The sequence below is a fragment of the Dermatophilaceae bacterium Soc4.6 genome, from assembly GCA_039889245.1.
Taxonomy (GTDB): Bacteria; Actinomycetota; Actinomycetes; order Actinomycetales; family Dermatophilaceae; genus Lapillicoccus.
Genome location: JAZGVH010000002.1, coordinates 4,030,529 through 4,057,404, shown reverse-complemented (window position 1 = coordinate 4,057,404; position 26,876 = coordinate 4,030,529). Strand labels below are relative to the sequence as shown.

The following is a 26,876-nucleotide window of genomic DNA, read 5'->3' as shown; positions in this document are numbered from 1 at the left end:
GGATCCTTGTCGTACGAGGTGGTGGGGCTGAGGTCGAAGGTCAGGGGCCGAGCAGCTCGGAGACGTAGCGGGCCACGGCCCGCACCGACGCCATCGTCGTGGGGTAGTCCATGCGCGTGGGCCCGAGCACGCCGAGGCCGGCGACCAGCTCGGCCCCCGCGGCATACCCGGTCGAGACCATCGAGGTGGTGACGAGCCCCACGTGGGGGTTCTCGCGCCCGATCCGCACCGCGACCGCGTCGTGGTCGTGGCCGAGGGTGCCGAGCAGCTTGAGCAGCACGACGTGCTCCTCGAGCGCTTCCAGGACGGGCCCGATGCTGAGGGGGAAGTCGGTGCCGAACCGGGCGAGGTTGGAGGTGCCGGCGAGCACGACCCGCTCCTCGCGCTCCTCGGCGAGCGCCTCGTCGAGCGCGCGGGTGACCGCGCGGACGAGGTCGCGGTGGGCGGGCTCGAACTGCTCGGGGAGCGACTGGAGCCGGGCGGCGGCCTCGGTGAGGGGACGCCCGACGGCCTCGCCGTTGAGAGCCGTGCGCACGGCCGAGACGACGACCTCGCCCTGCTCACCGGTGAGCGTGACCGCCGAGTCGACGACCCGCTGCTCGACCCGGCCGGTGTTGACGATCAGCACCACCATGAGCCGCTCCGCGCCGATCGGCACGAGCTCGATGTGGCGCACGCTCGAGCGGGTGAGCGAGGGGTACTGCATCACGGCGACCTGATGGGTGAGCGTGGCCAGGAGCCGCACGGTGCGGTCGACGATGTCGTCGAGGTCGACCGCGCTCTCGAGGAAGCGACTGATCGCGGCCCTCTCGGCCCCGCTCATCGGCTTCAGGGTGCTGAGACGGTCGACGAAGAGGCGGTAGCCCGCGTCGGTCGGCACCCGGCCGGCCGACGTGTGGGGGGCGTGGATCAGCCCCTCCTCCTCGAGGATGGCCATGTCGTTGCGCACGGTCGCCGCCGACACCCCGAGGTGGTGGCGCTCGACGAGGGCGCGGCTGCCGACGGGCTCGGAGGTCGCGACGTAGTCCTGCACGATGGCGCGAAGGACGGCGAGACGGCGTTCCTCCGTCATCGATCCACCTCCTGCTGCTGGCCGCCGGGGTGCGGGCCGGCCGCACCGGCGGCTGGCACTCGCTCCATACGAGTGCCAAGTCTACGGCGTCCGCCCCCGGCGGGTCGCCACGCCGGGACGATCCCCCCGACCTAGCCTGACGACATGACCCCTCCCCCGCCTCCCGCCGCGGCCTCGGGCGGCGCCGGCCGCTACGGCGCCGACGTGCTCGCCGGCGACTGGCGCGCCCCGAAGAACGGCCGGTCGCAGGACGTGGCCGCCGAGCCCGGTGTCGTCGTCGAGGACGTCGAGACCGGCTGGTGCGGCGCGGTGGTGCGCGTCGAGAAGGCCGGGGGGGTGCACGTCGTGCACCTCGAGGACGCCCGAGGACGCCTCAAGGGCTTCCCGCTCGGCCCGGGATTCCTCATCGACGGCCGACCCGTCGTGCTGACGCCGCCGGTGGCGGCGGCCCGCGCCCGGCTCGCCGACGTCCGCCAGGCTGGGGCGCGCACGGCCAGCGGCTCGGTCGCCGTGCACGACGTGAAGGCGCGGGTCGCCAGCGGCAGCCGCATCTTCGTCGAGGGCCGTCACGACGCCGAGCTGGTGGAGAAGGTGTGGGGCGACGACCTGCGCATCGAGGGGGTCGTCGTCGAGCTGCTCGAGGGCGTCGACGACCTGAGCGCCGTCATCGCCGACTTCGAGCCGGGGCCGGGGCGGCGGATGGGGGTCCTCGTCGACCACCTCGTGCCCGGCACGAAGGAGACCCGGCTCGTGCAGGCGGCGCTGGCGCTGCCCGCGGCCCGTCATCACGTCACGGTGCTCGGGCACCCGTATGTCGACGTGTGGCAGTCGGTGCGACCCGAGCGCCTGGGCTGGACGACGTGGCCGGTCATCCCGCGCGGCACCTCGTGGAAGCACGGGATCTGCGCCGAGCTGGGTTGGGCGCACGCCACCCAGGCCGACATCGCGCGGGCGTGGAAGCAGATCCTCGGCACCGTGCGCAGCTACGCCGACCTCGAGCCCACACTGCTGCGCAGCGTCGAAGCGCTCATCGACTTCGTCACCGACCCCACCTGACTCCGTCACACGCCGAGCAGGTGGCGGACCACGGTGTCGGCGAGCAGGCGCCCCCGCAGCGTGAGGCGCACACGTCGCTGGGCGAGCGCCGCGGTGCCGTCGACCAGACCGTCGGCGATCAGGCCCGCTACGGCGGCTCGGCCGTCGGCCTCGAGGTCGTCCACCGGCAGGCCCTCGACGAGCCGCACCCCCAGCAGCACCCGCTCGTCGAGCCGCTGCTCCGGGGTGAGGGTCTCGCGCGCGGCGGCGGGTGAGGTCTGCGAGGCGAGCCGGCCGGCGTACGCCGTGGGGTGCTTGACGTTCCACCAGCGCACGCCGCCGACGTGGCTGTGGGCGCCGGGGCCGAGGCCCCACCAGTCGCCGCCGGCCCAGTAGCCGACGTTGTGGCGGCACCGGTCGGCGGGCGTGCGGGCCCAGTTGCTCACCTCGTACCACCCGTAGCCGGCCGACGTCAGCACCGTGTCGGCCAGCTCGTACTTCGTGGCCTCGTCGTCGTCGAGCGGCGCCGGGACGAGCCCGCGACGCACCTGGGCCGCGAGCTTCGTGCCCTCCTCGACGACGAGCGCGTAGGCCGAGACGTGGTCGGGCTCGAGCGTCACCGCCGCCTCGAGGCTGACGCGCCAGTCGCCCACGCTCTCGCCCGGCGTGCCGTAGATCAGGTCGAGGCTGACCGCCAGCCCGGCCTCGCGCGCCCACCCCACAGCCCGCGCGACGTTGGCCGGGTCGTGGGTGCGGTCGAGCACCCGCAGCACGTGCGGGACGGCGCTCTGCATCCCCAGGCTCACCCGGGTGAAACCGCCAGCAGCCAGCTGCGCCAACGACTCCCGCGTCACGGAGTCGGGGTTGGCCTCGGTGGTCACCTCGGCGCCGTCGGCCAGCCCCCACTGCTCCCGGATGCCGTGCAGCACCTCGACGAGGTCTGCTGCCGCCAGCAGGGTGGGCGTCCCCCCGCCCACGAAGACGGTGTCCACCGGCGGGCCCGCGTCACCCAGCACCGTTGCGGCGAGGGCGAGCTCGGCCAGCGCAGCCTCCGCGAAGGTGTCGGTGCCGGTGCCGGGCAGCGTGCCGTCACCGAGCTCGGAGAGGGTGTAGGTGTTGAAGTCGCAGTAGCCGCAGCGCACCGAGCAGAAGGGCACGTGCACGTAGACCCCGAAGGGCGCCGTCCCGAGGTGGGCGAGGGCGTCAGGGGGCAGCTCACCCGACGCGGGGGCGGGGTCGCCGTCAGGCAGGGCACTCGGCATACCGCCCATTGTCGCCCGCGGGGCGGGGTCGGGCCGACCTCGGTGGGGCGGGTCGAGCGGGTCAGCCGGTGCGCGTCGTCACGCCATCGCGTCCTCGGGTGCGCAGGGCCCACCAGGTGACCCGGGCTCCGACGTCGTCCTCCTCTCGATCCGGCGACGAACCAGGGTGACGTCACGTTGGCTGAGAGCCCCGAGGACCGCACGTCGACGCGCGGCTAGGGTCAGAGGGTGACCTCCGAGCCCCACCACCCCACCACAGCCGCCTCCCGTCTCCCGACGTGGATCGAGCTCGACGGCGTCGTCAACATGCGTGACGTCGGAGGCCTCCCGACCGACGACGGCTCGACCATCGCGCGTGGCCGGCTGATCCGCTCCGACAACCTGCAGGAGCTGCCGCCCGCGTCGGTCCGGCACCTCGTCGACGAGCTGGGGGTCACCGACGTCGTCGACCTGCGCACCTACGTCGAGGTGGCCAAGGAGGGAGACGGCCCTCTGGTGAGCCGTCCGGAGGTGACCATCCACCACCTCACGCTCTATCCGGAGGAGTCGGCCGAGACGGGTATCCCGGCCGGCGAGCGCGAGCTGCCGTGGCACCGAGACCCGCACCTCGGCGACACGGCGCGGACGGTGCGGATCGAGGCGCGCGACGACCGTGAGGGGTCGCAGAAGCACGATGCCTACTGGTCGCAGCACTACCTGGCCTACCTCACCAAGCGCCCGGACAACGTGGTGGCCGCGCTGCGCGCCATCGCCGGGTCGCCCGGTGCGGTGATCGTGCACTGCGCTGCCGGTAAGGACCGCACGGGCACCGTGATCGGGCTCGCACTCAAGCTCGCAGGCGCCACCGACGACGCGGTCGTCGCCGACTTCGAGGCCTCGGCGCAGCGGGTGCCGCAGATCCTCGCCCGGCTCGCGGGCCGCCCGGCCTACTCGGCCAACCTCGACGGCAAGACGGTGCAGCAGCAGTCACCACGGGCCGAGACGATGCGGATGATGCTGGACGTGCTCGACCGCGACCACGGCGGTGTCGAGGGGTGGCTCACCACGCAGGGGTGGACGTCCGACGAGACGGCGCTCCTGCGCGCCAAGCTGCGCGACTGAGCCCTACTTCTTGGCCTTCTCGCCGTCGTTCGACAGGGCGGAGATGAACGCCTCCTGGGGCACTTCGACACGACCGACCATCTTCATCCGCTTCTTGCCCTCCTTCTGCTTCTCGAGCAGCTTGCGCTTGCGGGTGATGTCACCGCCGTAGCACTTGGCGAGCACGTCCTTGCGGATGGCCCGGATCGTCTCCCGGGCGATGATCCGCGAACCGATGGCGGCCTGGATCGGCACCTCGAACTGCTGCCTCGGGATGAGCTCGCGCAGCTTGCCGGCCATCTGCACGCCATACGCGTAGGCCTTGTCCTTGTGCACGATGGAGCTGAAGGCGTCGACCTGCTCGCCCTGGAGCAGGATGTCGACGCGCACCAGGTCGGCCACCTGGTCGCCGTCGGGCTCGTAGTCGAAGGACGCGTAGCCGCGGGTGCGCGACTTGAGCTGGTCGAAGAAGTCGAAGACGATCTCGGCCAGCGGCAGGGTGTAGCGCATCTCGACGCGCTCCTCGGAGATGTAGTCCATGCCCCGCAACGTGCCTCGGCGCTGCTGGCACAGCTCCATGATCGCGCCGATGAACTCCGACGGGGCCAGGATGGTGCCGCGCACGACCGGCTCGTGCACCTCGATGATCTTGCCGTCGGGGTACTCGCTCGGATTGGTCACCTCGACGTGCTTGTTGCCCTCCATCGTGACGTCGTAGAAGACGCTCGGCAGGGTGGAGATGAGCTCGAGGTCGAACTCGCGCTCGAGCCGCTCGCGCACGATCTCGAGGTGGAGCATCCCGAGGAAGCCGACCCGGAAGCCGAAGCCGAGGGCCACCGACGTCTCGGGCTCGTAGACCAGCGCGGCGTCGTTGAGCTTGAGCTTGTCGAGCGCCTCGCGCAGGGCGGGGTAGTCGGAGCCGTCGATGGGATAGAGGCCCGAGAAGACCATCGGCTTGGGGTCGCGATAGCCGCCGAGGGCCTGGCTGGCCGGCTTGGCGGCGTTGGTCACGGTGTCGCCGACGCGCGACTGGCGCACGTCCTTGACCCCGGTGATGAGGTAGCCGACCTCGCCGACGCCGAGGCCCTTGCCGGGCACGGGCTCCGGCGAGATCACGCCGATCTCGAGCAGCTCGTGGGTGGCTTTCGTCGACATCATCGCGATCTTCTCGCGCGGGTTGAGGTCGCCGTCGATGACCCGCACGTAGGTGACCACGCCGCGGTAGGTGTCGTAGACCGAGTCGAAGATGATCGCCCGGGCGGGGGCGTCGGGATCACCCTTCGGCGCCGGCATCTGGCGCACGATCTGGTCGATGAGCGTGTCGACGCCGACCCCGGTCTTACCCGAGACGCGCAGGCAGTCGTCGGGCTCGCACCCGATGAGCTTGGCCAGCTCCTCGGCGAACTTCTCCGGCTGCGCCGCCGGCAGGTCGATCTTGTTGAGCACCGGCACGATCGAGAGGTCGTTCTCCATCGCGAGGTAGAGGTTGGCCAGGGTCTGCGCCTCGATCCCCTGGGCGGCGTCGACGAGCAGGACGGCCCCCTCGCAGGCAGCGAGCGAGCGGCTGACCTCATACGTGAAGTCGACGTGGCCGGGGGTGTCGATCATGTTGAGGCAGTAGGTCTCGCCCTCGAACTCCCAGGGCATGCGCACGGCCTGGCTCTTGATCGTGATGCCCCGCTCACGCTCGATGTCCATCCGGTCGAGGTACTGCGCGCGCATGTCGCGGCCGTCGACGACCCCGGTGGCCTGCAGCATGCGGTCGGCCAGCGTCGACTTGCCGTGGTCGATGTGCGCGATGATGCAGAAGTTCCGGATGAGGTCGGGCGGCGTCGCGTGCGGCAGCAGCGCGGTGCGGGCCATGGGTGACACGGTGCGGGTAACCTCGCGGAACGTCTAGGGGTCGGGCGGACTCCCCATCATTTCACGCCGTCCCGTATGCCGTGACCGCCTCACCCGGCCCCGCCCCCCGGCCCGCTCGACGCAGCGTCCAGTGCTCGCCGGGTCGTCGCCGGTTCGTCACCGGGTCGTCACTGGCAGGTGCAGGGGCCCGCGGATGGTCGTCGACCCTCGCATGGTGACGTCGCCCGCCCGGCGCAGACCCGGCATCCGCTCGGCGAGCACCCGCAGGGCCACGGTCGCCTCGAGCCGGGCCAGCGGCGCGCCGATGCAGTAGTGGATCCCGCTGGAGAAGGCCAGGTGCTCGACGCCCGGGGTGCGGGTGATGTCGAAGCGGTTCGGGTCGGCGTAGACCTCGGGGTCGCGTCCCGCGGCCGCCAGCAGCAGGACCACCCACTGGTGCTTGCGCACCGTCTGCCCGGCGAGATCGGTGTCCTCGAAGGCCACCCGACCGGTCTCCTGCACGGGCGGCAGGTAGCGCAGCGTCTCCTCGACCGTCGGGCCGGCCAGCTGGGGGTCGGCCACGAGGAGATCCCACTGGTCGGGGTGGTCGGTGAGCGCGATGACGGCGTTGCCGATGAGGTTGACCGTCGTCTCGAAGCCCGCGACCAGCAGCAGCTGGCACATCGGGGTCAGCTCCTCGGGGCGGATGCGGTCACCGCGCTCGGCCACCAGGGTGCTGACGAGGTCGTCGCGGGGCTCGCGCTCGCGCAGGTCGAACAGCGAGGAGAAGATGCGATCGAGGGAGTGGACCGCGCGCAGCACGTCGCGGGCGTGTCCGAGCGAGTTGAGCCCGTCGAGGGCGCTCGCGAGCGAGGCTCCGTACCGCTGGAAGGCCTCTTCGTGCTCGTTGGGCACCCCGAGCATCTCGGAGATGACGGCGATGGGCAGCGGCGCCGCGAGGTCGGTCACGAGGTCGAAGCTGCCCCGCCGCTCGGCCTGGTCGATGAGCTGGTGCACCGTCTTCTCGATCATCGTGTCGTAGGTGCCCATCATCTTCGGACTGAAGGCGGGCGTGGCCAGCCGGCGCAGGCGGGTGTGGTCCGGCGCGTTGAGCCCGAGGAAGCTGAGGTCGAACTCGCGGCTGATCCCGCCCTGCACGATGTCGCGCTCCGGGTCGCGCACGCCGAAGGTGCGGCTGCGCAGCACCTGGTTGCTCAGCTTGTGGCTCGTCGTGACCCAGTAGCCCGCGCGGGTGCGGGTGAGCGGCCCTTGTGCCCGGATGCCCTCGTAGACGGCATAGCGGTCGTCGCGTCCCTCCTTCAGCCGCGTCCGGGCGAGGCCGTCGCCCCGGACGCGCCCGTTGTACCACTGGCGGCCACGCTGACCGTAGAGCGTCGCGGCGAAGGCGGCCGCCTGGCGGGCCTGGGCGGCGGTGGGCAGCGAGCTCATCGGGATCTCCTGTCGGGGAACGGCAGCGGGGGGGCGGGGATCGAGGCGAGGGTGGCGCCGGCGGGGTGCGGGCCGGCGGCCCCACCGATCCCGGTGAAAAGGGTGTCGAGCACGAGGTCGGTCGCGTCGAGCCGGGCCAGGCGCCCGCCCTGCACCGACTCCCAGGCGATGTAGACCGTGGCGAGCAGCACCTGCTCGAGCCACCAGGTCGACACCTCGCGCAGCACGCCCGCACGCCGGGCGGCGCCGAGGGCGTCACCCAGCGAGTGCCAGAGGGCCTCCTGGGCGCGGCTGACGTCGTCGTCGACGTCGGGGCTGCGCGTGCGCCAGACGAAGTTGAGCTGGGGTCCGACCGGCAGCAGGGCCGTGACCAGCGCCCGCAGTCCCCCGTCGGTGTCGCCGTCGTCGCGCGCGGTGCGCCGGGCCGTGTCGACCGCCGCCTGACAGACCGTCATCGCGCGCAGCGCGACCGCCTGCTCGAGCTCGTCCCGGGTCGCGAAGAGCTTGAAGAGCGTCGTGCGACCGATGTCCGCGGCGGCCGCGATCTGGGCGAGCGACGCCCGCGGGTGCGCGACGAGGTAGCTCACGGCCACGTCGAGGAGGGCCGCCTGGCGGGCTCGCTCAGGGTCGTCCACGAGCTCGGGCGGGTCGGGCCAGGCTGCCGTCACGGGCAGAACCGTACGCTGCTGTTCGCTCACGAACAAGAGTGTTCACCCCTCCCTCCCGTATGAAGCCCCGCCCGCCTCCTCCCGGGGGCTGTCACCCCTCGGCGCTAGCGTCGAGCGCATGCTCACCACCGTCGCCGTCGGCGGCTACCGCTCCCTGCGCGAGGTCCTCGTGCCACTGCACGGTCTCGATGTCGTGACGGGGGCCAACGGCAGCGGCAAGTCGAGCCTCTACCGGGCGCTGCGGCTGCTCGCCGACTGCGGCGCCGGTCGGGTCATCGGCTCGTTGGCCCGCGAGGGTGGGCTGCAGTCGGCGCTCTGGGCCGGGCCCGCAACGCTCGGTGGCACCCGCCGCGAGGGTCATCCCGTGGAGGGCACCGTGCGCAAGGGCCCGATCAGCCTGCGCCTGGGCTTCGCGGCGTCGAGCGGCTTCGGCTATCTCGTCGACCTGGGCCTGCCGCAGATGATGCCGTCGGTGCCATCGGCCTTCGACCGCGACCCGATCGTGAAGCGCGAGGTCGTCTTCAGCGGTCCCGTCGCCCGCCCGGGAGCCGTGCTCGTCGAGCGCAAGGGACCCCTCGTGCGGATGCGCGACGGTCGCGACTGGGTGGAGCTGACCCGCGACCTGCGCACCCACGAGAGCATGCTCACCGAGCTGGCCGACCCGTCCCGCACTCCCGAGCTGCTCGAGGTGCGCGACGAGCTGCGGTCGTGGCGGTTCTACGACGGCTTCCGCACCGACCGTGACGCACCGGCCCGCACCCCCCAGGTGGGCACGCTCACGCCCGTGCTCGACCACGAGGGCGCCGACGTGGCCGCCGCCCTGCAGACCATTCACGAGATCGGCGACTCTGCGGCCCTCGACCACGCCATCGGGGACGCCTTCGACGGGGCACGGCTGAGCATCATGGTCTCGGGTGGTCGATTCGACGTCGGGCTGCTGCAGCCCGGCATGCTGCGCCGCCTCGGTGGGGCCGAGCTCAGCGACGGCACCCTGCGGTACCTCCTGCTCGTGGCCGCCCTGCTCACCCCTCGACCGCCACGCCTCATGGTGCTCAACGAGCCCGAGACGAGCCTGCACCCCGACCTGCTGCCCCCGCTCGCGCGCCTCATCCGCCAGGTGTCGGCGTCGACCCAGGTCGTCGTCGTCTCGCACGCCCCGGGGCTGATCGCCGCGCTCGAGCCCCGGCGGGACGATGACGACGACCCGGACGACGACACCTCGGGCGGGTCGTCCGAGCGAGGGGTGGCGGCCCACGGCGTCCACCTGACCAAGGACCTGGGCGAGACCCGCGTCGAGGGGCAGGGGCTGCTCACCGCCCCCGCGTGGCACTGGGGCTCGAGGTAGTGCTCAGACCGAGTCGGGGTTCCGTCGCCCGACGACCACCGAGATCCCCGCGATGCCCAGCCCCAGCACGGCGAGCCCGGCCCCGATGCGGCTCGGCCACTCGTAGCCCAGACCGGCGGCCAGCACGATGCTGCCGAGCCAGGCGCCGAGGGCGTTGGCGATGTTGAGGGTCGAGTATTTGAGGGCGGCCGCCAGCGACTGGCCGTCTCGGGCGACGTCCATCAGGCGGGTCTGCAGCAGCGGCACGAGCACCGAGGGCAGGAATCCGAGCAGCAGGGCGAAGAGGATGGCCAGCGCCTTGACGTGGACAGCGTAGCCGAAGAGCGCGAGCGCGACCGCGATCAGGCCCATCGAGACGACCATCATCCGCATGACGCCGTATCGGGCGATCCGGCCCGCCACCCACATGCCGGCGACCTGCCCGACGCCGTAGATCCCGAGGATGACGGGTACGAAGCCCAGCGGAAAGCCGGCGAGCTCGGTCATCGTCGGAGTGATGTAGGCGTAGGTGGCGAACATGCCTCCGAAGCCGACGGTGCCGAGCAGCAGCGCGAGCCAGACCTGCAGGCGGGTCAGGGCCTTGAGCTCACCGCGCATCGACTCCTCTCCGGTGGCCGGCTGGCGAGGGATCCACAGGGCGACAGCGACCATGGTCAGCGCGCCGATGACGCCGACGACCCGGTAGGGCGTCTGCCAGCCGAGCGACTGGCCGAGCACGGTCGTCAGCGGTACCCCGAGCACGTTGGCCACCCCGAGGCCGATCAGCATCATCGCGACGGCCTGGGTGCGCTTCTCCCGGGGCACGAGGCTGGCGGCGACGACCGAGCCGATGCCGAAGAAGGCGCCGTGCGGCAGGCCCGACAGGAACCGGGCGCCCATCAGCTGCCCGTAGGTGTGCGCGAAGCCCGAGGCCGAGTTGGCGACCGCGAAGAAGGCCATCAGACCCAGGAGCACGAGCTTGCGGGGGGCCTTGGCGAAGAGCACCGCGATCAGGGGTGCGCCCACCACGACCCCCACGGCATACGACGACACGTAGTGGCCGGCTGTGGGGATGTCGACGCCGGTGCCGGCTGCCACCTGGGGCAACAGACCCATCGTGACGAACTCGGTCGTGCCGATGGCGAACCCGCCGCTGGCGAGCGCGAGCAGGGCCAGTCTCACGCGGGACGGCGAGACGGGCGCCGGTGCGTCCGGCCGGTGCAGCCGGGCAGGCGTGGCCACGGTGTCGGTCATCGGTGGTGGTCCTCGGGGGTCGGTGCACAGGGGTGCGATGGGAGGCAGCAGGGGGGCCGGGTCTGCGCTGACCGAGACGGTGTCTCCATGCTAGGCGTCGTCACCGGGGGCGACCGTCCACGACGAGGCGGGCGCCACGGGCCGCCGGACGATACGGTTCCGTGCATGGTCGAGGGTTTCGCGAGCCGGATGCGTCGCAGGCTGGCGGGGATGAGCCGTCCCCCTGAGACGGTCGATGCGGTCGACGCCGAGGGGGTCAGTGCTGGGGGCAGCAGGGTCGACGAGTCCGGTCCGCACGAGGACCACCGCGGGTCACCACGCCCGCTCGCGATGCGCGCCTACCCGGGCGACTTCCCCGGGGTGCCCGCCATGCACTACGCGCCCGAGCCCGACGGCCTCCCCGACCCGGGCGAGGTGGTGTGGACCTGGGTGCCCTTCGAGGAGGACCCGAGCCTCGGCAAGGACCGTCCGGTGCTGCTCGTGGGTCTCGACGGGGACTGGCTCCTCGGGGTGATGCTCACCAGCCGCGACCACGACGCCTCGCGCGAGCGCGAGCACCGGTCAGGGCGTGAGTGGGTCGACGTCGGCACCGGGGCCTGGGACAGCCGGGGCCGTGAGAGCGAGGCCCGGACCGACCGCATCGTGCGGGTCGACCCCGACGCCATCCGTCGTGAGGGGGCCGTGCTCGACCAGCAGCGGTTCGACCTCGTGGCGGACGCGATCCGCCGCACCGCCTGACCCACGACGGTCGGCCCCGGACGCGACAAGGACGGCCACAGGGCCCGTCACCTCGTGGAGGTGACGGGCCCTGTCGGCTGAGCGCAGATCAGAGAGCAGAGGCCTTCTTGGCCATCGCCGACTTCTTGTTGGCCGCCTGGTTGGCGTGGATGACGCCCTTGGAGACGGCCTTGTCGAGCTTGGTGGAGGCAGCCTTGAGGGCTTCCTGCGCCGCAGTGGCGTCACCGGTGTCGGCGGCGTCGCGGAACTTGCGGACCCACGTGCGGAGCTCGCTCTTGACCGCCTTGTTGCGCTCGGTGCGCTTCTCGTTGGTCTTGATGCGCTTGAGCTGCGACTTGATGTTTGCCACGAAGAGTGTCCTTGGTCGTAGAGAAGAAGGTCTGAGGGAGTGAGCCGCCGAGCAGGCGGCAGAAGCGTGCTGGCGCACACGACCCCAGCGCGCACGCGAGAGCTGAGACTACCAGCGAGGAGACCGGACCCCCAAAACGCCGAGTGGGCGACGGGCCCGCACCTCGGAGCTCACCGGCTGCCCCGGGCTGCGGTGATGGCGAGGACGGCACGCTCGACCGCATAGACCGGGTCGCGGCCCCCGCCCTTGACCTCGAGATCGGCGGCGGCGACGGCCTGGATGGCGCGCCCCAGACCGGTCCCGTCCCATCCCTGCAGCGAGCGCCGCGCCCGGTCGACCTGCCAGGGCGCCATCCCCAGCTCGCGGGCGAGGTTGGCCGAGCTACCCCGACCGGCCGACCCGACGCGAACGAGCTGGCGCAGCTGCGAGGCGAGCACCGCGACGATCGGCACGGGGTCGACCCCCGTCGCGATCGCGTGCCGCAGCAGGGCCAGCGCCTCACCGCGGTCTCCCCCGACCGCCGCGTCGGCGACCTTGAAGCCGCTCGCCTCGACCTTGCCCCCGTGGTAGGTCTCGACCACGCTCTCGTCGATCAGGCCGCCGGTGTCGGCGACCAGCTGGCTGCAGGCGGACGCGAGCTCGCGCAGGTCCTTGCCGATCGCCTGCACGAGGGCCTGGACGGCCTCGCCCGTGACCTTGCGCCCCGCCCGGCGGAACTCGTGCGTGACGAACTCGGCCTTGTCTCGGTCGGACTTGACCGCCGGCGCCTCGAAGACCCGAGCGCCCTGCTTGCGCAGGGCGTCGAGCACCTTCTTGCCACGGTTGCCCGCGCGGTGGGTGACCACGAGCGTCACGTCGTCGGCCGGGGCGGCGAGATAGGCCAGCAGGTCGCTCTGCAGCTCGTCGGTCGTCTCCTCGAACCCCTCGACCACGACCGCCTTGGCGCCGCCGAAGAGAGACGGGCTGGTGTGCAGCAGCAGCTGCCCGGCCTCGTAGGTCGACGCGGTGAGCCTGATGACCTCGAGCTCGGGCAGCGTGTCACGCAGCTCGTGCAGGACGGAGGTCACGGCCCGGTCGGCGAGGACCTCCTCCGGACCGGAGACGAGGAGCAGGGCTGGCAGCGGCACGTCGTCAGCCTAGGTGGTGGCGCCGACAGCGGCCGTGCCGTCGTGGTCCTTTGGTCTCCTCGACTCCAGGCCGCCCGGTATGCCCCGGGAAGACGCCCGGACGAAGCGGACAGGTGGAGGTCGAGGAGACCACCGCTACGACCCGAAGCCGAGCGTCGCCTCGCCGAGCCGTAGCCCCAGCTGCTCGAGCCGCACTGACACGACGTCGGGCGTGAGCTCGAGGTGGTCGCACAGCTCCTCGAGGCCGACTCCGGCGTCGACCGCGTCGCGCAGCTCCTCGTCGGCCTCGGCCGTCCACGCGTGGCCCGAGGTGACCGCGGTCCGAGGTGCCGGCGCTGCCGGCGGTGGTCCGGCCACCGGCCGGTGGTCGACCGCGGGCGACGCAGCGGCTGCGGCCGGGCCCAGACCCGAGGACGAGGACGAGGACGAGGACGAGGACGCGAGCGTCCCGGTGAGCCCGCGCAGCGCGGGCTCGGCCACCGGAAGCACCGGCGCGGCGGTCTCGTCGAGCCGGCGGAGGGCGGCGATGACCATGTCCTGGTCGGTGGTCGGCCAGAAGGGGGGAAGTGAGCGCTGGAGGAAGCCGGCATACCGGGCGGTCATCATGCGCGAGTCGAGGAAGGCGACGACCCCGCGGTCGTCGCCGCGCCGCACGAGCCGCCCGGCGCCCTGGGCCAGGCGAAGCGCGGCATGGGTGGCGCTGACGGCCATGAAGCCGTTGCCTCCCCGGCGGGCGATCTCCTCCGAGCGCGCCGACGCGAGCGGGTCGTCGGGACGGGGGAAGGGGATGCGGTCGATGATGACCAGCTGGCACGAGGTGCCGGGCACGTCGACGCCCTGCCAGAGGGTGAGGGTGCCGAACAGGCACGTGGTGGCCGTGCGCGCGAAGTCGCGCACGAGCGTGGTGATCTGGTCCTCGCCCTGGCACAGGATCTCGATCGTCGTGCCGTCCTTGGTGAAGCGGGCCCGCAGCTGCTCAGCCGCCGCCTGCGCGGCGCGCATGGAGGAGAAGAGCCCGAGGGTGCGACCACCCGCGGCCCGCACGAGCGTCTCGATCTCGTCGAGCGTCTCGGGCGCGGCACCGTCGCGGCCCGGGGCGGGCAGGTGCTGCGCGACGTAGGCGATGGCCTGGCGCGGGTAGTCGAAGGGGCTGCCGACGTCGAGCCCCTGCCACGCCGGGGCTCCCTCACCGCGCAGGCCGATGGTGTCGGCGACGGCGTCGAACGTGCCACCGAGCTCGAGGGTCGCCGACGTGAGCACGACGGTGCGCTCGTGGAAGACCCTCTCCCGCACCAGCATCGCCACGCTCATCGGCGCCACGCGCAAGGTGGTGGTGCCCCGCCGCGGGTCGCGCCCGACCCACACCACGTCGAGCTCGCGCTGCTCGAGGATGCGCGCGGCGTTCTCGTTGACCTCGTCGATCGCCGCCCGCGCGACCTGCCGGGCGCCGTCGCCCTCGGCGCCGGGCTGGGGCTTGAGGTCGGACTGCACGCGTCGGGTGGTGTCGCGCACCCGCTCGAGCGCCAGCGTCAGCCCGTCGGAGAGGCCGGGCAGCCGCCCCTCGGGCAGCTGGGCGAGCACGTCCTCGAGCAGGACGCCCGCGTCCTCGACCTCGCCGACCTGGTCGGAGAGCTTGGCCGCACGACGGGCGGCCGACGTGACGATGCCTGCACTCAGCTCGTCGGTGACGGTGGAGGTCACCCGGTCGACCAGCTCGTGCGCCTCGTCGATGACCAGGACGTCGTGCTCGGGCAGCATCTGACGACCCTCGAAGGCGTCGATCGCCATGAAGGAGTGGTTGGTGACGATGACGTCGACCTCCTTCGCCGCCTCGCGCGAGCGCTCGACGAAGCACTCCGCCACCATCGGGCACTTGCTGCCGAGGCACTCGTGCGAGCTGACCGAGACCTGGCGCCAGGCCCGCTCGCTCACCCCCGGCACGAGCTCGTCCCGGTCACCCGACTCGGTCTCGTCGGCCCACGACCGCAGCCGCAGCACCTCCTCGCCCAGCCGCGACATCGCCCGGTCGACCTGGCCCACCGACAGCAACGAGTCGTCGTCGTCGGGGAAGCCGCCCTGCAGCTTGTGCGCGCACAGGTAGTTGCGTCGGCCCTTGACCAGCGCGTAGGTCGGGCGACGCCCCAGCACGGGGGCCAGCGCCTCCGCCACGCGCGGCATGTCGCGGTCGACGATCTGCGACTGCAGGGCCAGGGTCGCCGTGGCGATCACGGCCGGCTTGCCGCTCTCGACGGCGTGCTTGACCGCCGGCACCAGGTAGGCCAGTGACTTGCCCGTGCCGGTGCCGGCCTGCACCAGCAGGTGCTCACCAGTCTCGACGGCGTGCTCGACGGCCTTGGCCATCTGGGTCTGCCCGGGACGCTCGGCGCCCCCCACCCCCACGACCGCGGCGTGCATCAGGTCGTCGAGGGAGGCACTCACACGGCACAGCGTATGCCGCGCAGCCCCTTCTCCTGTCGGCCCTCCACAGGGCGCGGGCAGCCACTCCCGCGCCGGCGGGTCAGCACCGGTCAGGGGCGACCGTCGGCGACGGGCAACCCACCCTGCGGACGCCGAGCGAGGTGCACCTCGTCACCGCGCTCCCCCCCTGGCAGCTCGATCCCGTAGGGCAGCCGCCCCACCTCGTTCCAGCCCCACCGCGCGTAGAAGCGGCCGAGGCCCCGACCGCTGCGGTAGTCGGCGCACCACAGCTGGGTCTGCGGCGACCACCGGCGGGCCAGGCCGTGCATCCCCGACAGGAGCAGGCCGCCCATCCCCCGACCCTGCTCGGCGGGCTCGACCATGACCCGCCACAGCTCCAACCGGTGGGCGAACCCCGACCACGCGCCGCGCTGCCAGAACGCCGAGCCGAGCAGGCGGTCGTCGGGCGCCCGCAGCAGACCGAGCACCGCGCGACCCTCGGCGAGCAGGGCCGCGTGGCCCGCGAGGCGATCGGCGACCGCCGCCCGCGGTGCACCCGCCGAGAACCCCACGGCCCCACCCGCCTCGTTGACCCGCACCCACAGGTCGAGCACCTCAGCGAGCACCGACTCGTCGACCGAGGCCAGCGAGGTCAGGTGCGGGGCCTCGAGCACCACCGACGCCGAGTCCGGCTGGTCGTCCGGCTGGTCGTCCGGCTGGTCGGCGGGCACGTCGACCTCGACGAGGCCGGCGGCCCGAGCGGTCGCCAGCGACGCGGCGTGGTGGCTGCCGATGCGCGCCCGCACCCGCCGCGCGGGCTGCTCCTCGACCGCGGCGGCGACCACGGCGCAGACGAGGTCGCGCCCGAGGCCCTGCCCGAGGGCGTCGTACGCAAGGCGGTAGTAGAGGTTGAGCGGGCCGCGAGGGGCGGCGGCGGCTTCGCAGACCCCACCCCAGCCGACCAGGAGGCCGCTGGCCCGGTCCTCGACCGCGAGGTAGCCGAAACCGTAGGCCGCCCAGTGCGCCAGGTCAGCGTCGAGACGGTCCCGGCAGCCCTCGGCGTCGGGCATCGACGCCGGCGCGTGCGCATACGTGCGGGGGTCCGTGTGCAGTGCGGTGTAGGCCTCGAGGTCGAGCCCGGTGGGGCGGCGCAAGCGCAGGCGGGGCATCTCCTGCTCGAACGGCATCCGGCCTCAGACGTGGTCGCGCCAGCTGTGCTGGGGCGCGAAGCCCAGCACGCGGCGGGCCTTGTCGATCGACAGCAGCGTCTCGTGCTCACCCAGCTCGTGCCGCACCGCGACGCCGGGGAAGACCTCGGCGACGAGCGAGGCGCTCGAGCGGCTCATGACGGTGTCGGCGTTGGCGACGATGAAGACCTCGGCCCCGGGGGTGCTGTGCTCGAGGCTGAGCCGCACGGCCTGGGCGCCGTCGCGGGCGTCGATGTAGCCCCAGAGGTTCCACTTGCGGGTCATCGCATCGGTGTCGTACGAGGGGAACTGCGCGTAGTCCTCGACGTCCATGACGTTGGAGAAGCGCAGGCCGATCATGGACAGCTCGGGGTCCCACCGGCACAGCTGCCGGGCCAGCTCCTCCTCGAGCGTCTTGGTGAGGGAGTAGGTGCTCTCGGGGCGGGGCGGGTAGTCCTCGTCGACCGGCACGTAGGGCGGTGGGGTGTCGAAGGGCAGGCCGAGCACGGTCTCGCTCGAGGCCCAGACGATCTTCTTCAGCCCGGCCCGACGGGCGGCCGACACGACCGAGAAGGAGGCATTCATGTTGTTGGTGAAGGTCGCGTGGTCGGGCACCAGCCCGGGCGCCGGCACGGCGGCGAGGTGGACCAGCGCGTCGACGCCGTCCCACCGCTCCTCGACGCCGAGCATCGCGTCGAGCACCTGGCCGTAGTCGGTGAGGTCGACGGGCAGGTAGTCGACGTGGGCCAGCACCTCGTCCGGCAGGCCCGTCGGCCGGGCCCGGTCGAAGAGCGCGACCTCGTGGCCGTGACCCGCGAGGTCGGCGACCACCGCCCGACCCAGCTTGCCCGAACCACCGGTCACCACTACTCGCGCCATCGCGTTCCTCCTTGGTCGCCCCCGAGCTGCCGTCCTCGCCATTGCACCATCCCCCGCTCGCTCGCCCGCGGCCGGGCAGCCGCAACGACCGTCAGGCAGCCGGCGCCAGCCGCGTCCACACGCTCGTCAGCTCCACGCCGGCCCGGGCGAAGAGCTGGCTCACCGGGCAGCGCCGGGTGGTCTCCGTCTTGAGCACCTGGACCTGCTCGTCGCTGGCGTGCGTGACGACCTCGGCGGTGATCCGCACGTTCTGGAAGGTCGTCTCGCCCTCGCGGTGGACCCCGGTGGTCATCGTCGTGGGGTTGAAGTCGGCCTCGACCCGGAACGACACGTGCTCGAGCACGAGCCCGAGCTCCTTGGCGACGATCGACGCGGTGACCTGGCTGCACGACGAGAGCGAGGCCAGGGCGAAGGCCAGCGGGCTCGGGTGGGCGTCGCGCCCACCGAAGGCCGGGTAGGCGTCGGTCTCGATGGTGTAGTCGGCGCCGTCGACCGAGACGGTCTGGGCGACGCCGCTGCCACGACCGGTGACGGCGAAGGGGATGAGGGGCACGAAGATCTCCTGGGGTTTCAGCCTGCGTTCGGGAGCGGCCACCACACCGACGAGGCGCCGGACGGGGCACCTGTGGTGGCTCTGCGGTCTGAGCGAAACACGACGCCCGGGGCTGCGCCACCCTTTCTCACCCCGCGGTCACCCCCGGTGAGCCCCGGTGAGCCCCGGCGCAGATGAGGTGGGCGACGAGCGCCGTCCACCCCGTCTGGTGCGAGGCACCCAGCCCGACGCCGGTGTCGCCGTGAAAGTACTCGCTGAAGACCGGGTGCGCCGACCACAACGGGCCGTCGCCGTGGTCGCGCGGGTCGCCCGGGCGACGGCCGTCGGGTCCGGGGCGGAAGAGCGAGACGAGCCGCTCCTCGAGGTCGCACGCCACCGCGTGCAGGTCGCGCACCCTCCCCGACCCGGTGGGGTGCTCGACGGTGAGGTCGGAGCCGGACCCGGCGGCATACGTGTGGAGCGCGTCGACGAGGAGCACGTTGACGGGGAACCAGACCGGGCCGCGCCAGTTGCTGTTGCCGCCGAAGAGCCCGGTATCGGACTCGCCGGGGGCGTAGCGCAGGGTCACCTGATCGCCCGCGACGTCGACCGTCACCCCGTCGCGGTGGGCCGCCGAGAGCGACCGGATGCCGTGGGGCGAGAGGAACTCGCCCTCGTCGAGCAGTCGCGTGAGAAGTCGCACCAGGCGGTCGGGGTGGACGACCGCGAGGGTCGAGGCCCGTCCGTCACCCGCGGGCGACAGGAGGCTCTCGCACTCCCGGGCCCGGTGCCGTTGCAGCCAGCGCAGGGCGCCGGTGAAGTCGGGCAGCTCATCGGCCACCCACGCCGGCACGTTGGCCACGGCGAGGAGGGGCAGGAGCCCGACCAGGGACCGCACCCGCATCGGCTCGACCTGGCCGTCGGGCCCGACGAGGGCGTCGTAGAAGAAGCCGTCACCCTCGTGCCAGAGGTTGACCTCCATCGAGCCGAAGGAGTCGAGGGCCCGGGCGATGGCCAGGAAGCGCTCGAGGAAGGTCGTCGCGAGGTCGTCGTAGGCATGGTCGTGTCGCGCGATCTCCTGCGCGATCCGCATGAGCGACAAGCACATCGCGGCCATCCACGCGGTCGCGTCGGACTGCTCGAGCCGCCAGCCGGGCGGCACTCCCTTGGTGCGGTCGAAGGGCCCGATGTTGTCCATTCCGAGGAATCCACCCTCGAAGAGGTCGGAACCGTCGGCGTCCTTGCGGTTGACCCACCAGCTGACGTTGAGCAGCAGCTTGGACAGGACCTTCTTGAGGAAGCCGGTGTCCTGCGAGCCGTCGAGGACGTAGACCTGCCAGGCCGCCCAGGCGTGCACCGGCGGGTTGACGTCGGAGAACGACCACTCGTAGGCCGGCAGCTGCCCGTTGGGGTGCTGGGCCCACTCGCGGGTGAGCAGCAGCAGCTGCGACTTCGCGAAGGCCGGGTCGACGTGGGCCAGGGTCACCGCGTGGAAGGCGAGGTCCCACGTGGCGAACCAGGGGTACTCCCACTCGTCCGGCATCGAGATGACGTCGGCGAGAGCGAGATGACGCCACGCGGAGTTGCGACCCCAGGGCTCGCGACCGGCTCGCTGCGGCGGGGGGACCGGCCCGGCCGGGTCCCCTTCGAGCCACTGCGCCACGTCGTAGCGGTAGAGCTGTCGGCCCCAGAGCAGGCCCGCGAAGGCGCGGCGCGCGGTGAGTCGATCGGGACTCGACACCGGCTCGGGGATGACGACGTCGTAGAAGGCGTCGGCCTCGGCCCGGCGGTCGGCGACGACCGTGTCGTAGGACGCGAACGGACGGGGCGGACGCGGGCCCGCGACCAGTCGCAGGCGCACGGTCACCGACTCCCCCGGCTCGACCGAGTCCCACGACCAGTGCAGCGCTGCCTTGGTCCCTACGCCGTCGGTGGCCAGCGCCGACGGGTCACCGTGGACCACGGCACGGTCGATGGCGTCCTTGGGGTGGGCCGGCCCGCCCGGCGCACCCCACAGGCCCACCGCGTCGGTCTCGTTGTCGCACAGCAGGATCCGCGGATGCCCCTCGGCAAAAAGGGTGTATCGGCCGAGGAGACCGTGCTCGGCCTCGACCGCGCAGACGTCACCGACCTCGAGCTCGCCGGGCCCCTCGGGCTCCCGGATGGCCGCAGGCTCGAGCGACCGGATCACCGGGCGACGGTCGTCGCGCCCCCACGACCACGTGTTGCGGAACCACAGCTGCGGCAGCACGTGCAGGGGGGCTGCGTCGGGCCCGCGGTTGGTGACGGTCACGGTGACCAGCACGTCGTCGGGCGAGGCCTTGGCGTGGGTGACCTCGACGTCGAAGAACCGGTCGTCGTCGAGCACCCCGGTGTCCGTCAGCTCGTACTCCGGCTGGTCGCGGCCGCGGTGGGCGGGGTCGTTCTGGTCCAGGAGGTCGGCATACGGGAAGGCGGCCTGGGGGTAGCGGTAGAGCCACTGGCCGAAGGCGTGGGTCGGGGTCGCGTCGAGCGGCCACCAGTGCTCCTTGACGTCCTCGCCGTGGTTGCCCTGCGGGTTGGTCAGGCCGAAGAGCCGCTCCTTGAGGCGGTCGTCGTGGCCGTTCCACAGCGCGACGCCGAGGTTGAGGAAGCCGTAGCGGTCGCTGAGCCCGGCGAGCCCGTCCTCGCCCCAGCGATAGGCCCGCCGGTGGGCGTGGTCGAAGGGGAAGCTGGCCCAGGCGTCGCCGTCGGCGGAGTAGTCCTCGCGCACGGTGCCCCACTGCCGCCCGGAGACGTAGGGGCCCCAGAGCCGCCACGGGTCGGCGTCACCGGGCGACTGCGCCAGCCGGGCGTGCTCGGCAGTCGGCGGGAGCGGGCCGGACGGCCTGCTCATCGACCGGCCCGCAGGGCGCGGCCCTCGATCTCGCGCAGCGCGTCGTCGGCCACCTCGGGGCTGACCCGCCCCCGGCGACGCTGGTCGACGACGTGGTCCCGCTCGGCGCCGGCGGCCCGGCGCATCCACTCCGTCAGCAGCTCGCCGACGTCGTCTTCGTGGCCCTCGGGGTCGTGCTCGCGCAGGTCCTGGAGCGCGGTCTGGGCCGCGATGAAGCCTTCGTACTGCTCGAGCACCGCCGTGCGCACGGAGGTCGGCACGCCCTCACCGGTCTCGTCGAGCGAGTGGCGCACGAGGCGAAGGGCGGCCTCGGCGGCGCTGCGACGCAGCGCGACCAGCTCGCGCGCGGCGTCGTCGGACTTCCCGCCGACCCCGAGGCGTGCGGTGAGGGGACCGAGGGTGAGCCCCTGGAGGACGAGGGTGACGAGCACGCACGCGAGCGCGATGACCACGATCTCGTCGCGCTGCGGGAAGGTGGCGCCGGAGTCGACCACCAGGGGGACGGACAGCGCGGCGGCGACCGTGACCACCCCCCGCATCCCGGCCCAGGAGACGACCGCCGACTCGCGCCAGCCGGTGGGGACGGGGTCGTCGCGACGACGGGCCCGGACGCGCGCCAGTGCGGCGGACGGGAAGATCCACAGGGCGCGGAAGGCGATGAGGGTCACCGCGACCAGCCCGGCGTGCCACAGGGTCGTGGCGTCGAAGCTCGACCGCCCGATGACCTTGACCAGCTCGAACCCCACGAGCGCGAAGACGAGGCTGGTGATGAGGAAGTCGATGTAGGCCCACACCGACCGCCCCAGCAGCCACCCCTCGGAGGTGGTGGACGGGTGGCTGAAGGTGGTGAGCCAGAGCCCGGTCGCCAGCACCGCGAGCACCCCCGAGCCCCCGAGGTGCTCGGCCCCGACGTAGGCGGCGTAGGGCACCAGCAGGGTGATCGTGGTCTCGGCCGAGCCGTCGTGCACCCAAGCCAGCGCCCGGGTCGTGACCCAGCCGAGGATCACCCCCGCCACGAGCCCCACGCCGATCGCGAGCACCATCTCGAGCACGGTGCCCGCGACGGAGAAGCCGCCGGTCAAGGCGGCCGCGAGGGTGACCTTGAACGCCACGAGGGCCGTGGCGTCGTTGAACATGCCCTCGCCCTCGAGGATGGTGACGAGGCGCCCGGGCAGGTGCAGGCGGCGGGCCACCGACGTCGCCGCGACCGGGTCGGGGGGCGAGACGATGGCGCCGAGCACCCAGGCAGCGGTCCACGGCACGCCGAGCCCGTGGGCGACCACGGCCACGACACCGACGGTTGCCAGGGTGAGGCCGACGGCCAGCAGCAGCACCGGACCGGCGTGGTTGCGGAACTCGCGCACCGTGGTGCGCTGGGTCGCCGCGAACAGCAGTGGCGGCAGCACCACCGGCAGCACCAGCTCGGGCTGGAGGTCGAGCTGGGGCGTGAAGGGCAGGAACGCGAGCACCAGGCCGAAGACGGTCAGCAGCACCGGCTGTGGGACCCGCACCCGGTCGGCCAGCGGGGTGAGCACGACGACACCGACGACCAGGACGACGACCAGCAGCAGAACGGACATCGGGCTCGCTCAGACCCCGTATGCCGCGAGCTCGGCCTCGAGGGTCGGTGACACCTTGGCGTGCACGAAGGTGCCGTCGTCGCGGTGCTCGACGGCCAGGACCTCGGCGTCGCTGTGCAGGCGGCTGACCAGGTCGCCACGGTCGTAGGGCACGACCGCCTTGACCTCGATCTCGGGTCGGGGCAGCTCGTCGGCCACGAGCTCGAGCAGGGCGTCGATGCCCTCGCCGGTGCGCGCCGAGACGACGAGGCAGTGCTTCTCGTGGCGTCGGAGCCGGTCGAGCACCTCGGGGTCGGCGGCATCGGCCTTGTTGACGACGATGACCTCCTTGACGTCGGCCGCGCCGACGTCGGACAGCACGCCGCGCACGGCCGAGATCTGGCCTTCGGGGTCGGGGTGCGAGCCGTCGACGACGTGCAGCAGCAGGTCGGCGTCACCGACCTCCTCGAGCGTCGAGCGGAAGGCCTCGATGAGCTGCGTCGGCAGGTGCCGCACGAACCCGACGGTGTCGGCGAGGGTGTAGTCGCGCCCGTCAGCCGTCTCGGCCCGGCGGACGGTCGGGTCGAGGGTGGCGAAGAGGGAGTTCTCGACCAGGACGCCGGCGCCGGTGAGGCGGTTGAGCAGCGACGACTTGCCGGCGTTGGTGTAACCGGCGATGGCGACGCTGGGCACCGCGTGAGCGGTGCGCGATGCGCGTTTGGTGTCGCGGGTGGTCTTCATACCGGCGATCTCGCGCTTGAGCTTGGCGACGCGGGTGTTGATGCGGCGCCGGTCGAGCTCGATCTTGGTCTCACCGGGGCCACGCGAGCCCATGCCCTGACCGCCTGCGGCCTGGCCACCGGCCTGGCGAGACATCGACTCGCCCCATCCGCGCAGTCGCGGGAGGAGGTACTGCAGCTGGGCCAGCTCGACCTGGGCCTTGCCCTCGCGGCTCTTGGCGTGCTGGGCGAAGATGTCGAGGATCAGCGCGGTGCGGTCGATGACCTTGACCTTGACGACGTCTTCGAGGGCGCGCCGCTGGCCGGGGCTGAGCTCGCCGTCGCAGACCACGGTGTCGGCGCCCTCGGTGACGACGATGTCGCGCAGCTCGAGGGCCTTGCCCTTGCCGAGGTAGGTCGCCGTGTCAGGCTTCTGGCGGCGCTGCATGACGCCCTCGAGCACCGTCGAGCCGGCGGTCTCCGCGAGCGCGGCGAGCTCGCGCATGGAGTTCTCGGCGTCGTCGAGCGTGCCCTCGGTCCACACGGACGCGAGGACGACGCGCTCGAGCCGCAGCTGGCGGTACTCGACCTCGGTGACGTCCTCGAGCTCGGTCGACAGGCCGGAGACGCGACGCAGGGCGGCGCGCTCCTCACGCTCGAGCTGCTCGCCGTCGTAGAGCCCGGGGCCGGGGTCGTCACCCTCAACGAGGTGCCGGGTGTCGTCGGAGTCGGCCTCGGCACTGATGGCCGCAGCCCTGTCGGCAAGAACCTGTGATCGCTTCGTCATGTCTCCCCAAGGGTCGCATGCGGCAACGACAGGGTCGATTCCTTTATGCCGTGTCGTCCCCCACCGCCGCCCCTGGACCACGGCGCGACGCCGCTGCCCGGACGTCGGCGCGGGTCAGGCCCGGGGGTCGTGCCGGGCGAGGAACCCGCCGACGACCTCGAGGAAGGCCTCGGGCTCCTCGACGTGCGGCATGTGGCTGCAGCCGGGGAAGACGTGTGAGGTGGCTCCCGGGATCCGCTCGACGAAGGGCGCCCACACCATGGGCCGTGCCTCGTCGTGCTCGCCCGCGACCACCAGGGTCGGCACGGTGACCGCCTCGAGGCGCTCGACCACCGACCACTCGCGCAGGGAGCCCACGACAAAGAACTCACTGGGCCCGTTCATCGTGTGGTAGACCGTCGGCTCGGCCTGGATCTGGGCGAAGCTGTCGGTCACCTCCGGCGGGTTGGGGACCACGCGGCACACGTGACGGGCGTAGAAGACCTCCATCGCCTCGAGGTAGGCCGGCGAGTCGGTCGTGCCGGCCTCCTCGTGCTGCCGCAGCGTCTGCTCCACCTCGGGCGGCAGGTGGGTGCGCAGCTCCTCGGCCGCCGCCATCCACAGCGCCATCGAGGCTGGGGAGTCGCAGATGGTCAGGCTGAGGACGCCGGTGTCGTCGGAGAGCACGACCTCGGGTGCGAGCATCCCGCCCCACGACTGACCGAGCAGGTGGAAGCGCTCGATGCCGAGGTGGGCGACGAGCGCCCGCAGCTCCTGCACGAAGAGCCCGACCGTCCAGGTCTCCGGCGGTGCGTCGGGAAGGTGGGTGCTGGCCCCGCAGCCGATCTGGTCGTAGTGGACGACCGCCCGGACCGGCCGCGCCGGGTCGCTGGTGGCATCCGCCCGCGCGAGGTTGGCCATCATCAGCGTGTAGTTGTGGGCGGCGCCGGCCCCGCCGTGCAGCACCACGAGGGGCGCGGGCGCGTCGCTTCCCAGCGAGGGCAGCTCGCCGGTGACGCGGTACCAGGTGCGGCCGAGGGCGGTCTCCAGATAGCCCTCCCGGTCGGCGCCGGGAAACCTCGGGTCGACGGTGGTAGCCACGTCTGGCTCCTCAGCTCGGGGGTGGGGCCGGAACGACAGCCGTGGGGCGACACCCCGCGCGGCGTGGGGCAGGGGGGTGTCGCCCCACAGGGGAAGGAGTCAACCACCATAAAGGTCTGATGACAATACCTTTGGTCGGCTGGGCGGGACCGTCCCCGCTCCTAGACTCCCCGGATGGAGAGCCGACACCACGACGACGCGGAGCGGATGCTGGCCCCCGTGGCCCCCGCCGTGCGGGCCAGCGCGACGGCCTCGGTCGCTGACCGGCTCGTCACCGGCATCGCCATCGGCGCCTTCTCCCCCGGTGAGCGGCTACCGGCCGAGCGCGAGCTGGCGCAGCGTCTCGAGGTCAGCCGGGCCACGCTCCGGCAGGCCCTGCACCAGGTGGCGGAGCAGGGGCTCATCGAGGTGCGGCGCGGACGCGACGGTGGCAGCTTCGTCGCTGCCGTCTCGTGGGAGCGGGTCGCCCCCGAGGTCGCCCGCCGCGTGCTGCAGCACGAGCTGCCGCGGCTGGTCGACCTCTTCGACTACCGGTGCCTGGTCGAGGGCATGATCGCCCGGGCTGCCGCCGAGCGTCGCTCCGACGACGACGTCGCGCAGCTCCAGGGGGGGCTCGACCAGTTCCGCGCCGTCGGCTCGATGATCGACGCCCGCGCTGCCGACCGCCGCCTGCACGGGCTGGTCGGCGCGGCCGCACGCAACCGCCACCTGGTCGCGGAGAGCGTGCGGCTCACCACCGCTGTCACCCTCGGCTTCGGGGCCGAGCCCTACGAGCAGGAGTTCTTCGACCGGGCGCTCGCGGAGCACGAGGAGCTGGTCGGGCACCTGGTCGCCGGGCGGGTCGAGGCCGCCGGCGCCTGCGCGCAGGCGCACTTCGCCCTGACCCTGGAGGGCATGCAGGCGAGCCTGCGCAGAGCGGCAGCCTGGCCGGAAGACGACCGACCGGGCCAAGAACGACGGCCCGCTCGTGACGGTCAGGAGGGCTGACGCGGCATACTGTCGGCGCGTGAGTGACCACTACTTCTCTGCCGAGCCGGCCAGCCCCGAGCGACGACGCACCCTGAGCGTCGAGCTCGCGGGGCAGCGGGTCGAGGTCCAGACCGCCGGTGGCACCTTCTCGCCCGACCGCGTCGACATCGGCACGGGGGTGCTGCTGCACGAGGCGCCACCACCGCCGCCCCAGGGCGTGTTCCTCGACCTCGGCTGCGGCTGGGGCCCGATCGCGCTGTCGCTCGCGCTGCGCTGCCCCGCCGCCCACGTGTACGCCGTCGACGTCAACGAGCGGTCGCTGCGACTGACCCGTGACAACGCGCAGACCGTCGGCGTCGCCGACCGGGTCACCGCCGCCACCCCGCAGGCGGTGCCGGCCGACCTCACCTTCGACCTGATCTGGTCGAACCCGCCGATCCGCGTGGGCAAGGAGGCGCTGCACGAGATGCTCGAGACCTGGCTGCCGCGCCTGCGACCCGAGGGGGTGGCCCACCTCGTCGTGCAGAAGAACCTCGGCTCCGACTCGCTGCAGCGCTGGATCCGCTCGCACGACGGCGCGCTGACCGGCCTCGAGTGCGAGCGGGTGGCTCACGCCCGAGGGTTCCGGGTGCTCGAGGTGCGCTGGCGCTGACCCCCAGGGCGCGTCAGGG

At 72.6% G+C, this 26,876-nt stretch carries 22 protein-coding genes; 6 read left to right on the top strand and 16 right to left on the bottom strand.

Annotation, left to right across the window (positions count from 1 at the left end; translation table 11 throughout):
- Positions 1-40: 40 nt before the first annotated feature.
- A complete protein-coding gene (gene hrcA, locus V3N99_18945; GenBank protein ID MEO3938811.1) occupies positions 41-1,072 on the bottom strand; it encodes a heat-inducible transcriptional repressor HrcA in 1,032 nt (343 codons plus the stop codon).
- A 144-nt stretch (positions 1,073-1,216) separates the two neighbouring features.
- On the opposite strand from hrcA, the gene V3N99_18940 reads away from it, so the two are divergent.
- A complete protein-coding gene (locus tag V3N99_18940) occupies positions 1,217-2,128 on the top strand; it encodes a DUF3097 domain-containing protein (protein ID MEO3938810.1) in 912 nt (303 codons plus the stop codon).
- Positions 2,129-2,133: 5 nt separating this feature from the next.
- Here V3N99_18940 and hemW read toward each other — a convergent pair whose 3' ends face one another.
- A complete protein-coding gene (hemW, locus tag V3N99_18935; protein MEO3938809.1) occupies positions 2,134-3,369 on the bottom strand; it encodes a radical SAM family heme chaperone HemW in 1,236 nt (411 codons plus the stop codon).
- A gap of 228 nt (positions 3,370-3,597) precedes the next feature.
- On the opposite strand from hemW, the gene V3N99_18930 reads away from it, so the two are divergent.
- On the top strand, positions 3,598-4,470 hold the full coding sequence (locus V3N99_18930) for a tyrosine-protein phosphatase (protein MEO3938808.1): 873 nt from the start codon (positions 3,598-3,600) through the stop codon (positions 4,468-4,470).
- A gap of 3 nt (positions 4,471-4,473) precedes the next feature.
- Here the strand turns inward: V3N99_18930 and lepA are convergent, their stop codons facing one another.
- From lepA to V3N99_18915, 3 genes are all read right to left on the bottom strand, one after another.
- A complete protein-coding gene (lepA, locus tag V3N99_18925) occupies positions 4,474-6,312 on the bottom strand; it encodes a translation elongation factor 4 (GenBank protein MEO3938807.1) in 1,839 nt (612 codons plus the stop codon).
- 156 nt (positions 6,313-6,468) lie between these two features.
- Positions 6,469-7,740 (bottom strand): cytochrome P450, encoded by a 1,272-nt coding sequence (locus V3N99_18920; protein ID MEO3938806.1) that lies wholly within the window; start codon positions 7,738-7,740, stop codon positions 6,469-6,471.
- Positions 7,737-8,438 carry a hypothetical protein gene (locus V3N99_18915; protein MEO3938805.1) on the bottom strand — a complete coding sequence of 234 codons (702 nt, stop codon included), beginning with the start codon at positions 8,436-8,438 and terminating at the stop codon, positions 7,737-7,739. The genes V3N99_18920 and V3N99_18915 overlap by 4 nt, the downstream gene beginning before the upstream one ends.
- Positions 8,439-8,526: 88 nt before the next feature.
- Here V3N99_18915 and V3N99_18910 point away from each other — a divergent pair, with 88 nt between their 5' ends.
- Positions 8,527-9,753, top strand: coding sequence for an AAA family ATPase (locus V3N99_18910; GenBank protein ID MEO3938804.1), 1,227 nt, complete (start codon positions 8,527-8,529; stop codon positions 9,751-9,753).
- Between the two features lie 3 nt (positions 9,754-9,756).
- Here V3N99_18910 and V3N99_18905 read toward each other — a convergent pair whose 3' ends face one another.
- On the bottom strand, positions 9,757-10,986 hold the full coding sequence (locus V3N99_18905; protein ID MEO3938803.1) for an MFS transporter: 1,230 nt from the start codon (positions 10,984-10,986) through the stop codon (positions 9,757-9,759).
- A gap of 210 nt (positions 10,987-11,196) precedes the next feature.
- Between V3N99_18905 and V3N99_18900 the strand changes: the two genes are divergently transcribed.
- Entirely contained in the window at positions 11,197-11,724 is a 528-nt protein-coding gene (locus V3N99_18900; protein MEO3938802.1) for a type II toxin-antitoxin system PemK/MazF family toxin, read from the top strand.
- Between the two features lie 88 nt (positions 11,725-11,812).
- Here the strand turns inward: V3N99_18900 and rpsT are convergent, their stop codons facing one another.
- The 10 genes from rpsT to V3N99_18850 all read right to left on the bottom strand — a co-directional run bounded on the left by rpsT (position 11,813) and on the right by V3N99_18850 (position 25,236).
- A complete protein-coding gene (gene rpsT, locus V3N99_18895) occupies positions 11,813-12,073 on the bottom strand; it encodes a 30S ribosomal protein S20 (protein MEO3938801.1) in 261 nt (86 codons plus the stop codon).
- A gap of 170 nt (positions 12,074-12,243) precedes the next feature.
- Positions 12,244-13,200: a DNA polymerase III subunit delta gene (gene holA / locus V3N99_18890; GenBank protein ID MEO3938800.1), complete on the bottom strand. Its 957-nt coding sequence runs from the start codon at positions 13,198-13,200 to the stop codon at positions 12,244-12,246.
- A 135-nt stretch (positions 13,201-13,335) separates the two neighbouring features.
- Complete coding sequence (locus tag V3N99_18885) at positions 13,336-15,615, bottom strand: ATP-dependent DNA helicase (protein MEO3938799.1); 2,280 nt, start codon at positions 15,613-15,615, stop codon at positions 13,336-13,338.
- Positions 15,616-15,728: 113 nt separating this feature from the next.
- The gene (locus V3N99_18880; GenBank protein MEO3938798.1) at positions 15,729-16,805 is read right to left on the bottom strand and encodes a GNAT family N-acetyltransferase; all 1,077 of its coding nucleotides are present in this window, start codon (positions 16,803-16,805) and stop codon (positions 15,729-15,731) included.
- A 6-nt stretch (positions 16,806-16,811) separates the two neighbouring features.
- Positions 16,812-17,684 carry an NAD(P)-dependent oxidoreductase gene (locus V3N99_18875; protein MEO3938797.1) on the bottom strand — a complete coding sequence of 291 codons (873 nt, stop codon included), beginning with the start codon at positions 17,682-17,684 and terminating at the stop codon, positions 16,812-16,814.
- Positions 17,685-17,775: 91 nt separating this feature from the next.
- Complete coding sequence (locus V3N99_18870; GenBank protein MEO3938796.1) at positions 17,776-18,237, bottom strand: OsmC family protein; 462 nt, start codon at positions 18,235-18,237, stop codon at positions 17,776-17,778.
- A 127-nt stretch (positions 18,238-18,364) separates the two neighbouring features.
- Complete coding sequence (locus V3N99_18865) at positions 18,365-21,091, bottom strand: glucosidase (GenBank protein ID MEO3938795.1); 2,727 nt, start codon at positions 21,089-21,091, stop codon at positions 18,365-18,367.
- A complete protein-coding gene (locus V3N99_18860) occupies positions 21,088-22,671 on the bottom strand; it encodes a Na+/H+ antiporter (protein ID MEO3938794.1) in 1,584 nt (527 codons plus the stop codon). Before V3N99_18860 ends, V3N99_18865 begins: the two co-directional genes overlap by 4 nt.
- Before the next feature lie 9 nt (positions 22,672-22,680).
- Entirely contained in the window at positions 22,681-24,156 is a 1,476-nt protein-coding gene (gene hflX, locus V3N99_18855) for a GTPase HflX (GenBank protein MEO3938793.1), read from the bottom strand.
- A 114-nt stretch (positions 24,157-24,270) separates the two neighbouring features.
- Entirely contained in the window at positions 24,271-25,236 is a 966-nt protein-coding gene (locus V3N99_18850; protein MEO3938792.1) for a proline iminopeptidase-family hydrolase, read from the bottom strand.
- A 174-nt stretch (positions 25,237-25,410) separates the two neighbouring features.
- Here V3N99_18850 and V3N99_18845 point away from each other — a divergent pair, with 174 nt between their 5' ends.
- Together V3N99_18845 and V3N99_18840 are read left to right on the top strand one after the other, a co-directional pair.
- On the top strand, positions 25,411-26,223 hold the full coding sequence (locus V3N99_18845; protein MEO3938791.1) for a GntR family transcriptional regulator: 813 nt from the start codon (positions 25,411-25,413) through the stop codon (positions 26,221-26,223).
- Between the two features lie 19 nt (positions 26,224-26,242).
- The gene (locus tag V3N99_18840; protein MEO3938790.1) at positions 26,243-26,857 is read left to right on the top strand and encodes a methyltransferase; all 615 of its coding nucleotides are present in this window, start codon (positions 26,243-26,245) and stop codon (positions 26,855-26,857) included.
- The last annotated feature ends 19 nt before the right edge of the window (positions 26,858-26,876 follow it).

Excerpts from the sequence above, each read along its gene's own strand:
- V3N99_18905 (MEO3938803.1), bottom strand. The coding sequence starts at position 10,986 with ATGACCGACACCGTGGCCACGCCTGCCCGGCTGCACCGGCCGGACGCA.
- V3N99_18940 (MEO3938810.1), top strand. The coding sequence starts at position 1,217 with ATGACCCCTCCCCCGCCTCCCGCCGCGGCCTCGGGCGGCGCCGGCCGC.
- V3N99_18900 (MEO3938802.1), top strand. The coding sequence starts at position 11,197 with ATGAGCCGTCCCCCTGAGACGGTCGATGCGGTCGACGCCGAGGGGGTC.
- lepA (MEO3938807.1), bottom strand. The coding sequence starts at position 6,312 with ATGGCCCGCACCGCGCTGCTGCCGCACGCGACGCCGCCCGACCTCATC.
- V3N99_18880 (MEO3938798.1), bottom strand. The coding sequence starts at position 16,805 with ATGCCGTTCGAGCAGGAGATGCCCCGCCTGCGCTTGCGCCGCCCCACC.
- V3N99_18875 (MEO3938797.1), bottom strand. The coding sequence starts at position 17,684 with ATGGCGCGAGTAGTGGTGACCGGTGGTTCGGGCAAGCTGGGTCGGGCG.
- V3N99_18845 (MEO3938791.1), top strand. The coding sequence starts at position 25,411 with ATGGAGAGCCGACACCACGACGACGCGGAGCGGATGCTGGCCCCCGTG.
- hemW (MEO3938809.1), bottom strand. The coding sequence starts at position 3,369 with ATGCCGAGTGCCCTGCCTGACGGCGACCCCGCCCCCGCGTCGGGTGAG.
- hflX (MEO3938793.1), bottom strand. The coding sequence starts at position 24,156 with ATGACGAAGCGATCACAGGTTCTTGCCGACAGGGCTGCGGCCATCAGT.
- hrcA (MEO3938811.1), bottom strand. The coding sequence starts at position 1,072 with ATGACGGAGGAACGCCGTCTCGCCGTCCTTCGCGCCATCGTGCAGGAC.
- V3N99_18885 (MEO3938799.1), bottom strand. The coding sequence starts at position 15,615 with ATGCACGCCGCGGTCGTGGGGGTGGGGGGCGCCGAGCGTCCCGGGCAG.
- V3N99_18865 (MEO3938795.1), bottom strand. The coding sequence starts at position 21,091 with ATGAGCAGGCCGTCCGGCCCGCTCCCGCCGACTGCCGAGCACGCCCGG.
- V3N99_18920 (MEO3938806.1), bottom strand. The coding sequence starts at position 7,740 with ATGAGCTCGCTGCCCACCGCCGCCCAGGCCCGCCAGGCGGCCGCCTTC.
- V3N99_18860 (MEO3938794.1), bottom strand. The coding sequence starts at position 22,671 with ATGTCCGTTCTGCTGCTGGTCGTCGTCCTGGTCGTCGGTGTCGTCGTG.
- V3N99_18910 (MEO3938804.1), top strand. The coding sequence starts at position 8,527 with ATGCTCACCACCGTCGCCGTCGGCGGCTACCGCTCCCTGCGCGAGGTC.